This window comes from Micrococcus luteus (assembly GCF_022664405.1).
Lineage (GTDB): Bacteria > Actinomycetota > Actinomycetes > Actinomycetales > Micrococcaceae > Micrococcus > Micrococcus luteus.
Genome location: NZ_JAKRLB010000005.1, coordinates 118,205 through 132,043 on the forward strand (window position 1 = coordinate 118,205; position 13,839 = coordinate 132,043).

Genomic DNA, 13,839 nt, shown 5'->3' on the forward strand with positions numbered 1-13,839 from the left:
GTGCCCGCGGCGGGATCGGCACAGCGGCATACCGCGACGAAGAACGGTGCCGCCGTTCGAACGGTCGGTGCCGCCGAGAGGACTGCCGGACACCCCTCGCTCACGGCCGCACGAGCGGCAGGTGCGCGCCGAGGTCGGCCCGCACGCCCGAGGCGCGCACGCCCCCGGACGCCGTCGCATCCTCCCAGGTCGTCAGCCCCGTCGCCAGGGACAGCCATGTCACGGCGTCCATCTCCACCACGTTGGGCGGGGTGCCCCGGGTGTGCCGGGGCCCGGGGAGGCACTGGGCGACGCCGAAGGGCGGCACGCGCACCTCCACCGAGTTCCCGGGCACGCGGGTCGCCAGCTCCTCGAGCGCGAAGCGCACCGCCATGGCCCGCGTGGGGCGCGGCAGCGCGGCGGCCGCCGCGGGGTCCTGCGCGTGGGCGCGTGCCCACGCCAGCAGCGCCGCGTGGCCCTCGACGACAGGCACCCGGCGGCGCGGGACGGAGCCGGTGGTCACGCCCGCGCCTCGAAGGCCGGCAGGACGCCCCCCACGAGGTCCCGCACCGGCGCGGCCAGGCGGATCTCGCCGACCGGCTCATCCCGGCCGAGCACCGGGGGCACGACGGCGGCCAGCACGCCCGGCAGCGTCGCCCGGTCCACGTGGTCCGGGGCGAACCGGGCCAGCAGCGCGAGCGCGACCAGGTCGCCGGCCCGCGTGCCGCCGTCGAGCGCCTTGACGGCCACGGCCGTGCCGTCCGGCGCGGCCATGACGAGGACGCCGTCCGCGCCCGCCTTGGCGAGCAGGCCGAGCTCGCGCATCACCACGGTGTTGGAGCTCGTCTCCCCGTGGACGGCCCACGGGTGCTCGAGCATCGCCGTGGCGATAGCGGCCGCATGCGGATCCGCGTCGGCGCGGCCGGGCGCCGCGGCGACACGCCCGATGCCGCGGGCCAGGCCCGCCAGCGAGACGACGGCGGCCGGGGCGCCGCAGCCGTCCACACCGGTGTGGGCCACCGGCCCCCCGCAGTACTCGGCGATCACCGCGTCCACCTCCCGCTGCAGCGGGTGCGCCGGGTCGAGGTACGTGGCGACGTCGTGCCCGGACGCCGCGCAGGCCGCGAGGAAGCCGGCGTGCTTGCCGGAGCAGTTGAAGGCCAGCGGGGTGGCGGCGGCGGACTCGCCGTCGCGGCGGACCTGCGCCACGACCTCGGAGGTGTCCGCGGGCCAGGCCGGCGGGCACCGCAGGGCGGACGCGTCGAGGCCTGCGTCCGCGAGCATGCGCTCGGCCAGCGCCTGGTGCCGGAGCGTGCCCCGGTGCGAGCCGCACGCGATGGACAGGGCCTCGCCCTCCAGCGCCGCCCCGTGGCGCAGCGACGCGACGGCCTGGAACGGCTTCAGCGTGGAGCGCGGGTAGATCAGCGCGTCCGCGGGGCCGAGCCCGGCCAGCACCCGCCCGTCGGGGCCGGTCACGACGGCGGCGCCCGCCGTCCGGGACTCGACGAAGCCGTTGCGGACGGTCTCCACGAGCTCGACGGCGTCGGACAGGGCGAAGGTCTCACCCGCGGGGGCGACGGTGGCGTGGGTCATGCCGTCCAGGGTAGCGAGGACCCCGGACGCGCCGGGCGTCCGGGGCCGGCGCGGTCTTGTCATCGGGGGTCGCGGGGGCTGGTCGCGTGGAGGGTGAGAGGAGGCGACGGTAGCCTCGCCCTATGGCTCTCACCCCTCCCGGCGTCGTGTTCGAGTCGCGCACCATCACACAGATTTCGGGCGCATTCACGATCCCGGCCTATCAGCGCGGCTACCGGTGGACGGAGGTCGAAGTGAACCAACTCCTGTTCGACGTCAGCGGTTTCGACGGGCCGGCCTACTACCTCCAGCCCATCGTCGTCCGACGGAGTGAGGACGATCGTTTCGAGGTCGTCGACGGTCAGCAACGGCTGACGACGCTCTTCCTTCTGCTGCAGCACATCGCCCGGAAGTTCCTCCCCGCGGCGGACGACGTGCCCTACACCCTCTCCTATGAGACACGTCCCGGGAGCGCAGAGTTCCTTCGGGACCCTGCGCTGACAGAGGCAGGCCGGAACATCGACTTCTTCCACATGGCTCGGGCCGAGCAGGCGATCAGGAAATGGTTCGAGAACCGGCCGAACCCGTTGCTCAGCGCCATCGACGTCTATCAGCGTCTGGGCGAGCGGGTGAAGGTGATCTGGTACGAGATCCCCCCAGAAGAGGACGCCCTGGAGCTCTTCCGTCGACTCAACATGGGTCGGATACCGCTGACCAGTGCGGAGCTCGTGAAGGCGGCGGTCCTGACCGGGCTCCGGGGAATGGACGAGACGACGGCGTCTTCCCCAGCCGGCGGTCGGGCGGCGGTGGCGGCTCGACAGTGGGACGCGATTGAAGTCGATCTCCGGGACCCAGCGCGCTGGGCCTTCGTGAGCGGTGGGCGTCCGACCCAGGCGGCGCACCTCGAATTGCTGCTGGACGCAATGGCAGTCATGGACAGTGCCGTGACCGACGATGCGGACCCGGTGACCGCCCGGTTCACGACGTTCGAGCGATTGCGGCACCGCATCGCGGCGACACCTGACGGATTCTGGGATGAGGTCCTGGATCTTCACAGTCGAGTTGTCGACTGGTTCGAGGACCGCGACTTCTACCACCAGATCGGGTTCCTGACGACGACGGGAACCTCCCTCGCCGAGCTGGTCGCGTCCATGGCAGGACGCCCTCGATCTGAGGTGCGACGCCTCGTCGAGGCGATGATCAGGCAACGCATCGGTGTGACGACGGACGGGCTGGCGGATCTCAAATACGGCGGTAGGGGCACCTCGGTGGAGCGGGTGCTGTTGCTCTTCAACATCGAGACCGTGCGGCGTGCGGCGGACGAGACGGCGCGTTACCCGTTCGCCGCCCATGCCAGGACGGCCTGGTCGGTGGAGCACATCGACGCGCAGAACGCCGAGGGGCTGGTCCGACAGGAGCAGTGGCGCCAATGGCTTCTCGAGCACGCCGAGGAAGTCGCGCGCCGTCGAGACGAGTTGGGCCACGCGGCCGCCGCCAGGCTGGTGGGAGACATCGGTGTCGCCCTGGACAGCGCGGAACTCCGCAGACGCGAGTTCGAACAGCTGGAGGACCGAGTGGTGGAGCTCTTGGGCGCGACCGACGTCCACACGCTCGAGAACCTCGCACTGCTCAGCCAGTCCGCGAACAGCGCCTTGAGCAATGCGCTCTTCGGCGTCAAGCGCCATCGCCTGCTCACCCTCGAGCGGGAAGGCGCGTTCATCCCGCCCGCGACTCGGAACGTCTTCCTGAAGGCGTACAGCTCTGACGCGAGGCCCCACCTGTGGGGTCCGAACGACCGCCAAGAGTACCTCGCGACCATCCGGACCACGTTGCGCCCGTATCTCGCGGAGGAGGCCTCATGACCCATCCCGCCACCGCGCCCCTGAGCTACCTGGCCCTCTTCGACGCTGTCACCGATGGGGGTGCCGGCCTCCGGGCCGTCGTCATCCCTCAGATCCAGCGCGATTACGCGCAGGGGCGGCGGGACCCCGTGGCGACACGGATCCGTCAGGACTTCCTCGATTCGGTCTGTGGCGCAGCGACCGGTCTGACGGGCCCCGTCTCGCTGGATTTCGTCTACGGCTCGGTCCGTGACGGCGTCCTGTCCCCTCTCGACGGTCAACAACGGCTGACGGCCCTGTTCCTCCTGCACTGGGTGGCGGCCGTCCGCGTCGGCGAATTGACACAGGAGTCTGCGTGGGCGGACTTCGGCTATGACACCCGCGACTCGGCTCGCATGTTCACGCATCGAATCGCCCGGCACGGAGCCGACCTCGAATGGGGAGGGGGCCCGGGACTTCGACAGTGGATCGAGGACCAGCCCTGGCATCTCCATGCCTGGCGTCACGACGCCACCGTCCAGTCGATGCTCGTGGTCCTCGAGGAGATCGAGGCCCGGCTGCTGGGGCTGCCTGCCGCGGACGTCTGGCGACGCCTGGCCCGGCGGGACTCTCCCGCTGTCTCGTTCCGGCTCCTCCAGATCGGGAGAGAAGGGGACGCGGGCCATGAACTCGGCGATCTGCAGGGCGATGAGTTGTACATCAAGATGAACTCACGGGGGAAGCCGCTCACGGAGTTCGAGAACGTCAAGGCCGTCCTTCAACGGATGCTCGAGCCGTCCGGTCGGGCGGGGGAGTTCGCCGACAAGTCCGATGGGGCCTGGAGCGACCTCCTGTGGGTCTACCGGGGCGACGACGAGCTGATCGACGACGAGTTCGTCCGGCTCCTCGAGTTCGTCCATGACATCTGCCGTTGGCGTGACGCCGTGAGCGGATACCCGACGGGCCGCGAGACCGCCGCCGTCGGCACACGGCTGGACGACCGCCTGCGTCAGGTCCTGGTCGACAGTCCTGATGCGGAACGGCACCGTGAGTACCTCTTCCACCTCTTCGACACCTGGTCGGATGAGGACCCCGGCTCCTTCTTCAGGCGGATGTTCACGACATCGGACGACGTCGACGACCGCGTCAGACTCTTCGTGACAGACGGCGACGAGGACCTCTTCCACACGGTCTGTCGCCGCTATCGAAGCTGGGAGACCCGAGCCCGAGGTGATCGGGCGGTGTCCATCGCGGACACGCTCATGCTCCACGCAGTCCTCGTACACCGGGGGGAGAAGACCGGGTCATTCCCGGACCGCATACGAGTCCTACGGAACCTGCTGGGCCAGCGAGAGAACCGTGCCGAGGAGTTCCCTCAGCTCCTCCGAGAGGTGGAGGAGTTCGTCCGCTCCGGCGACCTGTCCGAAGCCACGATGCTCGGATGGGATGCGGACCGGCAGGACGAGCTGGCGAAACGGCGTCTGCTCAGGGAGTGCCCTCACATCGAGCCGACCGTGGTGCGGCTTGAGAACCATCCGCTCCTCCGTGGATCACTTACGGCGTTCGACCTGGACCCGAGCACCCTTCCGCGGCGTGCCGAGGCGTTCATTCGATGCTTCGATCCCGATGCCGTCGAAGAATTCCACGGTGCTCTCTTGGCCGTCGGCTTCGAGACGATGGACCAGTGGCGCCGCGGATCACGCCGTCGAGGCGGGACCTCCGCTCAGGGGCGGGCCGCAGTGTGGCGCGAACTGTTCCAATATGCATCGCGGGACGACAGTGCGAACCTGCGTGAGGCCATGGGGGAGGTCCTCGACGAGATCGACGCGGCCGACGGCCACGACATCGGGAAGAGACTCATGTCCGTTGCCGAGGCCAGGTGGGAGCGGGCTGTGGCCGACGGCCGACTGCGACTCCATGACTATCTGGCGCGCTATCCCGCGATGCGAAGGGGCGAGTCCGGCCTGTTCGAGCTCGAGGACGGCAGCGAGTATCAAGTCTGCGCCCTGAGGCGTACTCAGCTCAACAGCAACTATCGCGACGCATACCTCAGCGCTGCGCTGGCCTCGGTCCCGGACTGGCCCTTCCCGGAGGGTGAACCGTGGTTCACAGGCTATGCGTCGGGCCCCAGGTGGCTGGAGGTTCCCGGAGCCGGCCGAATCCGGGTCCGGGACGCAGGGCTCCAGATTGATTTGGACGAGCCGTCCCGGCTCAGGCCGGAGTCCGTCGTCCAGCTCCAGCGGCCGCTCACCAGACGAGGGGAGAACCCCGCCCCGGACGAGGGAGCCCTGGGTGTCCCTGTGCCCTTCCAGGTCCTGCCAGGAGGTCGAGTCGTGGACTCGGTGGACCGCGTCGCCCTCATCGTTGACGTGATCTCCCGCCTCTCGGCCATGGGCGGTGACTGACAGCATTCTCCTTCAGCGGCTCACTCCGCGGAGAGCCGCCCGTCCACCATGGTCAGGGTGCGGTCCGTGGCGGAGAGGAACTCGTGGTCGTGTGTGACCATGAGCGTCGCCACCTGCTCCTCGCGGGTCAGCGTGCCCAGCAGGTCCACGACGGCGGCCGAACGCTCGCGGTCCAGGGCGGAGGTGGGCTCGTCCACGAGCAGCAGCGTTGGCGAGGCCATGAGCGCGCGCACGATGTTCACGCGCTGCCGCTGGCCGCCCGAGAGCTGGTGCGGGCGCTTGCCGGCCTGGTCGGCCAGGTCGACGCGCTCGAGCAGCTCCAGGGCCCGCGCCCTGGCGGCCTTGCGGTCCGCGCGGGTGGCGTCGCGGTCCAGGTGCACGGTCAGCTCGAGCTGCTCGGCGGCGGTCAGGGACGGGATGAGGTTGGGCTGCTGGAAGATCGTGCCGATCTCCTGGCCGCGCAGCGCGGTGCGCTCCTTCCGGGACAGTCCGGCCATCTCGCGGCCAGCCACGGACACGCTGCCGGAGGTGGGCGTCACGAGGCCCGCGGCCACCGCCAGCAGGGAGGACTTGCCGGAGCCGGACGGGCCGACCATCGCGGTGAACGTGCCGGGGAGCAGGTCCAGGCTCACCTCGTCCAGGGCACGCAGCACGCCGCGCTCGCCGTCCGGGTACTCCAGCACGAGGTCGCGCACGGACAGCGCGGGGGTGGCGTCGGCCGCGGCGGCCGGGGTGCGGAGGGCGTCGAGGTCGGCCTGCGGGGCGGTGAGGGTGGTCATGGGGAGGTCCTTTCTCCAAGCGGGGGCGAGGCGGAGCCGAGGAGGACGACGGCGTCGGGCGGCGCCGTCGTCGGAGGCGGTCAGTTGCCGCCGAGGGCGACCAGCGGGTCGATCCGGGTGACGCGGTAGACCGCGATGACGGCGGCGAGCATGCCGAGCACGAGGACCCCGGCGGCGGGCACCGCGGTGGTGGCCCACGAGAGCTCGAACGGGACGGCCCGCCCCGCGAACGCGCCGACCACGGCGGCCAGCCCGGTGCCCACGGCTACGCCCCCGACGAGCACGAACGCGGCCTGCGCGAGCGAGTCCTTCAGCACCCAGCCGTTCGAGCCGCCGAGGGCCTTGAGCACCGCGATGTCGCGGGTGCGCTGCACCGTCCAGATGGACAGGAACGCGATCACCACGAGCGCCGAGATGCCGTACAGGAAGCCCTGCATGGTCATCAGGGAGCCGTTCTCGGACCGGTAGCTGGGCAGGGCGGCGTAGGAGCCCTTCACGGTCTCGGCGACGGTGCCCGCGGCGTCGTCACCGGCGGCGGCCACGGCGTCGACGTCGGCGCCGGCGTCGAAGCGCACCAGGCCGGCGGTGCCGAGCACCGCGTCGTCGGCGGTGTGCGAGATGGCGTTCCAGTCCTCGAGCGCCAACCACGTCACGGGGGAGTGGGAGTAGTACTCGGTCGGCACGACGTCGGCCACGGTGTACACGAAGCCGGAGACCGCGACGGCGTCACCCGCCTGCGCGTGGAGGGAGTCGGCCACGTCCTGGCTGAGCACGATCTCCCCGGGCTCGACGCCGGTCGGCGCGTCGGAGCCGCCCGGGGTGAGACCGATGAACGCGGTGGTGGCCACGCCGGTGGTGGGCTCGCCGGACACGTCTGCGCGGCCGTGCGGGTCCGTGTCCACGGGGTGCTCGAGGCCGATGGCCCGGCCCTGGCTCACCCCGAGCGGCTCGACGGAGGCCACGCCGTCCGTGGCCGCCCACGCGTCGCGCTGGGCCACGGAGAACTCGGACTGGGTGAACGACGCGGTGGGCTCCTGGCCCGCCGCGCCGCCGAAGACCAGACGCTGCACGCCCTGCTCGCCGAGGCGGTCGATCGCGGCGGTGTTCTGCCCGCCCAGACCGGCCGTGAGGCCGGAGAGCATGACGAGCAGCAGGCTGATGAGGGCCACCACGGAGCCCATGAGGGCGAACCGTCCGGTGGCGAAGCGGAGGTCGCGGAGTGCGAGGAACACGGGGCGCGTCCTTTCCTGACGAGGCCTGTCCTGAGGTTGCCTCCACGGTCTCGCGCGGGCAGGGGTCGCCACATCGTCCGCGGTGGCTGGACCCGGTCAACCGAATGGTTGATCCCGGCGGCGCACCGGCGCGGCCCCGGGGCCGCGGGCCGTTGTCGCGTCCGGGGCGCGCCCTAGGGTGGAGCCATGTCCGCCGCCCCCCGCACCGCCGCGCCCACCGAGACCGGCACCACCGCCGTGCTCGCCGGCCTGCGCGTGGCCCTGCACGTCACGTTCGCCGCGCTGCTCACCGTGGGGCTGGCGCGCGCGCTCGCGGACCGGTCCCCGGACGCGTCCGGTCCGTTCCCGGCCACCACCCTGGTGCTGCTGACCGCCGCGCTGGCGGGCGTCTACCTGGCCGGGACCGTGCTGGAGCGGCGCCGGTGGACCCGGGGCGACGACGTCGGCCGCGGTCCGGCGGTCGCCTGGCTGGCCCTGGTGCTGCTGCTGTGGGGCCTGCTCGTGGCCCACCACGGCGACTTCGCGTGGGTCGCCTTCCCCCTCTTCTTCGTCGTCCTGCACGTGGTCGACCGGGTGACCCGGCAGGCGTGGGTGCGCCACGTGGTCGGGCCCGCCCTGGTGGTGGCGATGGCCGCCGTCGTGGTGGCCGGGATGGCGGCGGGCGCCGGCGGCGTGCGGGTGCCGGCCGTGATCGGTCCGCTGGTGGGCGCCGCCGTGGCCGTGGTGCTCTCCGAGGCGTACCGCGCCCTGCACGCCGAGTCCGAACGCCAGCGCGCCGTGGCCGAGCAGCTGCGCGCCGCGCAGGCCGAGCTCGCGCGCACCGAGCATCGGGCGGGGGTGAGCGCCGAGCGGGAGCGGCTCGCCCGCGAGATCCACGACACCCTCACCCAGGGGCTGGCCTCGATCGTGCTGGTCTCGCGCGCGGCCCAGGACGCGCTCGACGCCGCCGACCCCGCCCTCGCCCGGCAGCGCATGGAGACCGTGCGCGCCACGGCTGCCGAGAACCTCGCCGAGTCCCGCCGGTTCGTCCGCGACCTGCGCGGCACCGGGGCGCCGTCCCTCGTGGAGGCGCTCGAGCGCGCGGTCGCCGGGTTCGTCGACCGGCAGGCCGCCGCCGGGACGCCCGTGGCCGCGGACGTCGAGGTCGTGGGCGAGCCGGTCGCGGTCGCCGAGGCCGTGGAGACCGCCGTGCTGCGGGCCGTGCAGGCATCCCTGGCAAACGTCGGCGCCCACGCGGGCGCCCATCGCGCCCGCGTCACGCTGGGCTACCTCGGGGACGAGCTGACGGTGGACGTGGCCGACGACGGCGCGGGGTTCGACCCGGCCGTCGTCGCGGCCCGCACCCGGGCCGGAGCCGCCGGCGCCGACTCGGGGGCGGGGACCGGCGTGGGACTGGCGAGCGTGCGCGAGCGTCTCGCTGCGGTGGGCGGCGAGGCCACCGTCGAGTCGGCCCCCGGCGAGGGCACCGTGGTGGCGCTGCGGGTGCCGCTGGTCGCCGCCGGGGCCGGCCGGGGCGCGGATCCCGAGCAGACCGAGAGCGAGGAGACCGCATGAGCGTGCGCGTGATGCTGGTGGACGACCACCCCGTGGTGCGGGCGGGGGTGCGGGCCGTTGTCGAGGCACACCCGGACCTGAGCGTGGTGGCCGAGGCCGCCGACGGGGCGGAGGCGATCGGCGTCCTGGAGGCGGGCGAGCCCGCGGTGGACGTGGTGCTGATGGACCTGCAGATGGGCGCGGGCATGGACGGCGTGACCGCCACCCGCGCGGTGCGGGAGCGGTGGCCGGGGGTGCAGGTGCTGATCCTGACGACCTTCGACACGGAGGCGGACATCCTCGCGGCCGTGAACGCGGGCGCCGCCGGCTACCTGCTCAAGGACGCCCCGAGCGAGGAGATCGCCTCGGCGGTGCGGCAGGCGGCGGCGGGACGCAAGGCGCTGGCCCCGCAGGTCGCGGCCACGCTGATGGGGCGCATGTCCGGCGGCTCCGAGGTGCTGTCCGAGCGGGAGATCGAGCTGCTCGAGCTGATCGCGCGGGGCGCCACGAACAAGGTGGCCGCGAAGGAGCTGTTCATCTCCGAGGCCACTGTGAAGACGCACCTGGTGCACATCTTCCAGAAGCTCGGCGTGGACAACCGCACCCGCGCCATCGACGAGGCCCGGCGACGGCGCATCATCCGCTGACGCGCAGGCCGGGGCGGCCGGCCCCCGCGGACCCGGTCCTGCTCAGCGGCGCCGCACGTACCGGGTGATCACCGCCGCGGCGACGGCGGCCAGCGCCAGCACGCCGAGCGCGGCGGGCAGGCTGAGGTCGCCGCGCTGGACACCGAACCCCCGCAGCGTCCAGAAGACGATCAGGGCGCACGTGAACATCACGCCGACGAACGTCCAGACCGTTCGCAGCCCGGTTCCCAGCCCCGCACCGGGCCGGTGGCGGGGGTCACGGGGGTCACCGTCGTCGCCGGGCTGACCGTGGTGGAGGGGAGGCATCGTCATGCGCTCCACCGTAGGGGCCACGGGCCGGGCCGGGCCAGGGCCACCGCGTAGGCTTGAGGCTCGTGAAGACCCTTGTGCTCGGCAACGGCGGCCGCGAACACGCGCTGCTCACCGCCCTCTCCCGTGATCCGCAGGTCAGCGCCCTCCACGCGGCGCCCGGCAACGCCGGCATGGCCGACCTCGCCACCCTCCACGCCGTCGAGGCCACCGACCCGGCCGCCGTCGTGGAGCTCGCGAGCGAGCTGGGGGCCGACCTCGTCGTCGTCGGTCCCGAGGCCCCGCTTGCCGCCGGCGTCTCCGACGCCCTGCGCGAGGCCGGGTTCGCCGTGTTCGGCCCCTCGCAGGCGGCCGCGCAGCTCGAGGCGTCCAAGGCCTTCGCCAAGGAGGTCATGGCCGCCGCGGGCGTGCCCACCGCCGGCTCCCGCGTGTGCACCACCGCCGCGGAGGCCGCCGCCGCCCTCGACGAGTTCGGCGCCCCGCACGTCGTCAAGGACGACGGTCTGGCTGCGGGCAAGGGCGTCGTGGTCACCTCCGACCGCGCCGAGGCCCTCGCCCACGCCGAGGCCTGCTTCGCCGCCGGCGGCACCGTGGTGATCGAGGACTTCCTGGACGGCCCCGAGGTCTCCCTCTTCGTGATCTGCGACGGCGAGGACGCCGTCGCCCTCACCCCCGCCCAGGACTTCAAGCGCATCCACGACGGCGACGCCGGCCCCAACACCGGCGGCATGGGCGCGTACACGCCGCTGCCGTGGCTGCCCGAGGGCTTCACGGACGAGGTCATGGACCGCGTGGCCCGCCCCGTGCTCGCCGAGATGGCCCGCCGCGGCACCCCGTTCACCGGCGTGCTGTTCTGCGGCCTGGCCGTGACCGCCAAGGGCGTGGAGGTCATCGAGTTCAACGTGCGCTTCGGCGACCCCGAGACCCAGGCCGTGCTCGCCCGCCTCGAGACGCCCCTGGGCGGGCTGCTCGCCGACGCCGCGGCCGGCCGGCTCGGCGCGGACCGTCGGCTCGAGTGGAGCGACGACGTCGCCGTGGACGTGGTCATGGCCTCGGCCGGCTACCCGGCCTCCTCCTCGCGGGGCGACGTGATCACCGGGCTGGCCGACGCGGCCGCCCTCGAGGGCGTGCACGTGATCCACGCCGGCACCGCGGCGTCCGGTGAGGACGTGGTGACGGCGGGCGGCCGGGTGCTGGCCGTCGTCGGGCGCGGGACGGACCTGGCCCAGGCGCGGCAGCGGGCCTACGCGGGCGTCGAGCGCATCCGGTTCGACGGCGCCCAGTGGCGCACGGACATCGGACTCAAGGCCGAGCGCGGCGAGATCACCGTGCCCGAGTCGGAGGGAGCGAAGTGAGCGGTGAGCGCGTGGGGTTCACGGGGGCCGAGGCCCTCGAGCTGCCGGGCTGGCGGCACGTCTACTCGGGCAAGGTGCGGGACCTGTACGAGCCCGCCGACGCCGAGCCGGGACGGTCCGCGACGCTGCTCGTGGTGGCCTCCGACCGGATCAGCGCCTACGACCACGTGCTGGAGCCGCCGATCCCGGACAAGGGCGCCATCCTCACCCGGCTGACCCTGTGGTGGTTCGAGAAGCTGGCCGAGGGCTACAACGGGGCCCACGCCGAGCCGGTCGAGCACCACGTGGTGAGCACGGACGTGCCCGCAGCCGTGGCCGGGCGGGCGATGATCGTCAAGCGCCTGGACATGTTCCCCGTGGAGTGCATCGCCCGCGGCTACCTGACCGGCTCCGGCCTGGCCGAGTACCGCGCGTCGGGCACGGTGGCCGGCCTGCCGCTGCCCGCCGGTCTCGTGGACGGCTCGCGGCTCGACCCGCCGATCTTCACGCCGTCCGCGAAGGCCGAGGTCGGCGAGCACGACGAGAACATCACGTTCGAGCAGATGGTCGAGCGCGTGGGCACCGAGGCCGCCGAGCGCCTGCGGTTCCTCACCCTGGACCTGTACGCGCGCGCCGAGGCGATCGCCCGCGAGGCGGGCATCATCCTGGCGGACACGAAGGTCGAGTTCGGCGTGGACCCGGCCACCGGCCAGGTGGTGCTGGGCGACGAGGTCCTCACCCCGGACTCCTCCCGGTTCTGGGACGCCGAGGACTACGAGCCCGGCCGCACCCAGGCGAGCTTCGACAAGCAGTTCGTCCGCGACTGGCTCACGGGCCCCGACTCCGGCTGGGACAAGACCAGCGGGGAGGCCCCGCCGGCGCTGCCCGCCGACGTCGTGGCCAAGACCCGCGACCGCTACGTGGAGGCGTACGAGCGCCTGACGGGTCGCCCCTTCGACGCCTGACCCGGACTTTCGAACGTGGGATAGGCCCTCTCTCACGTTCGAAAGTCCCCATTCGCCCGATTTCACGTTCGAAAGTCCGGGGAGGGGCGGGGCGGGGCGGCTCCTGCACAGGGGCCCGGCCCCGCACAGGAGGGGGTCGGACGCCCGCCCACGACGACGGCGCCCGCATCCTGGCCGCATGCCACGCCGCCCCGCACCCCTTCCGCCAGCCCTCGCCGGCCGCGTCTTCACCCGGCGCGAAGCCCTGGACCGCCTCTCCCTCTCCTCCGACCGGCTGCGCAGCCTCGACCTGCGCCAGGTCACCCACGGGGCACACCGCGCGGTCGTCGACGTGCCGGGGTCGTGGGCCGCGCTCGGATACCCCCGCCCCGTGGCGGCCCTGCCGCCGGAGGAGGCCGCTGTCGTGGTGGCTCTGACCCGTGGGGTCGCCTCGCATCTGACGGCGGCGCGGCTGCACGGGCTCGTCCTGCCGTGGTGGGCCGAGGAGGACACACGGGTGCACGTGAGCCGGCCGCACCGCACGGGTCGGACGGGGCGCGCGGGCGTCGCCTGCCACGGACGCACGGTGCCGGCCGAGGACCGCGTGGAGGTGCACGGGGTCCCGGTCACCTCGCTCGAGCGGACGTGGGTGGACCTCTGCTCCCTGCTGCGGCCGGATCAGGTGGCGGACGCCGTCGTCGCGGGGGACGCGCTCGTGAACCGTCCGTGGGTGGACGGGTCCCGACTCCCGCCGCGCACGACGGCGTCGCGGCTCTCCGCGGCGCTGGAGCGGGCGGGCCGGTTCAAGGGCGTGCGGGTGGCTCGGGCCGCGCTGGCGCTGATCCGGGTGGGGGCGGACTCGCCTCCGGAGACGCGACTGCGGCTGGCGCTCCTCGACGCCGGCCTCCCCGAGCCGCGCCTGCAGGCGCAGCTGGTCTCACCGGCGGGGGAGCGGACCGACGCGGACATGGTGGTCGAACGGTCCCGCGTGGCCCTCCACTACGACGGCGGCCACCATCGCACGCCGGAGCAGCAGCGACGCGACGCACGGCGGGACCGTCTCTGGCAGGAGGCCGGCCACCTGTCCATCACGGTGATGGGCGCCGACCTGGCCGAGGACTTCCGGACCGTGGTGGCCGCCGTCGTCCGCCACGACCGGGCCGCGCGGGCGACCTCCACCATCTCCGCTCCCGCCCCCGCCGCAGGACTTTCGAACGTGAAATCGGGCGAATGGGCACTTTCGAACGTGGGATAGGCCCTCTCTCACGTTCGAAAGTGCCCGGCC

12 protein-coding genes are annotated in these 13,839 nt (G+C 73.1%); 7 read left to right on the plus strand and 5 right to left on the minus strand.

What is annotated here, in order from left to right; all coding sequences use genetic code 11:
* Positions 1-100: 100 nt before the first annotated feature.
* Both MF605_RS03710 and MF605_RS03715 read right to left on the minus strand, forming a co-directional pair.
* The gene (locus tag MF605_RS03710; RefSeq protein WP_036382243.1) at positions 101-502 is read right to left on the minus strand and encodes a sterol carrier family protein; all 402 of its coding nucleotides are present in this window, start codon (positions 500-502) and stop codon (positions 101-103) included.
* Positions 499-1,572 (minus strand): asparaginase, encoded by a 1,074-nt coding sequence (locus MF605_RS03715; protein ID WP_134415846.1) that lies wholly within the window; start codon positions 1,570-1,572, stop codon positions 499-501. Before MF605_RS03715 ends, MF605_RS03710 begins: the two co-directional genes overlap by 4 nt.
* Before the next feature lie 122 nt (positions 1,573-1,694).
* Here MF605_RS03715 and MF605_RS03720 point away from each other — a divergent pair, with 122 nt between their 5' ends.
* Positions 1,695-3,413 carry a DUF262 domain-containing protein gene (locus MF605_RS03720; RefSeq protein WP_134415844.1) on the plus strand — a complete coding sequence of 573 codons (1,719 nt, stop codon included), beginning with the start codon at positions 1,695-1,697 and terminating at the stop codon, positions 3,411-3,413.
* Positions 3,410-5,776 carry a DUF262 domain-containing protein gene (locus tag MF605_RS03725; protein ID WP_052007000.1) on the plus strand — a complete coding sequence of 789 codons (2,367 nt, stop codon included), beginning with the start codon at positions 3,410-3,412 and terminating at the stop codon, positions 5,774-5,776. The genes MF605_RS03720 and MF605_RS03725 overlap by 4 nt, the downstream gene beginning before the upstream one ends.
* Before the next feature lie 20 nt (positions 5,777-5,796).
* On the opposite strand, the gene MF605_RS03730 is transcribed toward MF605_RS03725, so the two are convergent.
* The gene (locus MF605_RS03730; protein WP_036382249.1) at positions 5,797-6,555 is read right to left on the minus strand and encodes an ABC transporter ATP-binding protein; all 759 of its coding nucleotides are present in this window, start codon (positions 6,553-6,555) and stop codon (positions 5,797-5,799) included.
* Positions 6,556-6,635: 80 nt separating this feature from the next.
* Positions 6,636-7,787: an ABC transporter permease gene (locus MF605_RS03735; protein ID WP_134415842.1), complete on the minus strand. Its 1,152-nt coding sequence runs from the start codon at positions 7,785-7,787 to the stop codon at positions 6,636-6,638.
* 186 nt (positions 7,788-7,973) lie between these two features.
* Here MF605_RS03735 and MF605_RS03740 point away from each other — a divergent pair, with 186 nt between their 5' ends.
* The gene (locus MF605_RS03740) at positions 7,974-9,341 is read left to right on the plus strand and encodes a sensor histidine kinase (RefSeq protein WP_052007001.1); all 1,368 of its coding nucleotides are present in this window, start codon (positions 7,974-7,976) and stop codon (positions 9,339-9,341) included.
* Complete coding sequence (locus MF605_RS03745) at positions 9,338-9,967, plus strand: response regulator (protein WP_036382254.1); 630 nt, start codon at positions 9,338-9,340, stop codon at positions 9,965-9,967. The genes MF605_RS03740 and MF605_RS03745 overlap by 4 nt, the downstream gene beginning before the upstream one ends.
* Before the next feature lie 42 nt (positions 9,968-10,009).
* Here MF605_RS03745 and MF605_RS03750 read toward each other — a convergent pair whose 3' ends face one another.
* Entirely contained in the window at positions 10,010-10,279 is a 270-nt protein-coding gene (locus tag MF605_RS03750; RefSeq protein ID WP_134415840.1) for a hypothetical protein, read from the minus strand.
* 62 nt (positions 10,280-10,341) lie between these two features.
* On the opposite strand from MF605_RS03750, the gene purD reads away from it, so the two are divergent.
* From purD to MF605_RS03765, 3 genes are all read left to right on the plus strand, one after another.
* Positions 10,342-11,631 (plus strand): phosphoribosylamine--glycine ligase, encoded by a 1,290-nt coding sequence (gene purD, locus MF605_RS03755; protein WP_134415838.1) that lies wholly within the window; start codon positions 10,342-10,344, stop codon positions 11,629-11,631.
* Positions 11,628-12,575, plus strand: coding sequence for a phosphoribosylaminoimidazolesuccinocarboxamide synthase (locus MF605_RS03760; RefSeq protein WP_012751065.1), 948 nt, complete (start codon positions 11,628-11,630; stop codon positions 12,573-12,575). Before purD ends, MF605_RS03760 begins: the two co-directional genes overlap by 4 nt.
* A gap of 178 nt (positions 12,576-12,753) precedes the next feature.
* Positions 12,754-13,809 (plus strand): hypothetical protein, encoded by a 1,056-nt coding sequence (locus MF605_RS03765; protein ID WP_069941148.1) that lies wholly within the window; start codon positions 12,754-12,756, stop codon positions 13,807-13,809.
* Positions 13,810-13,839: the final 30 nt, after the last annotated feature.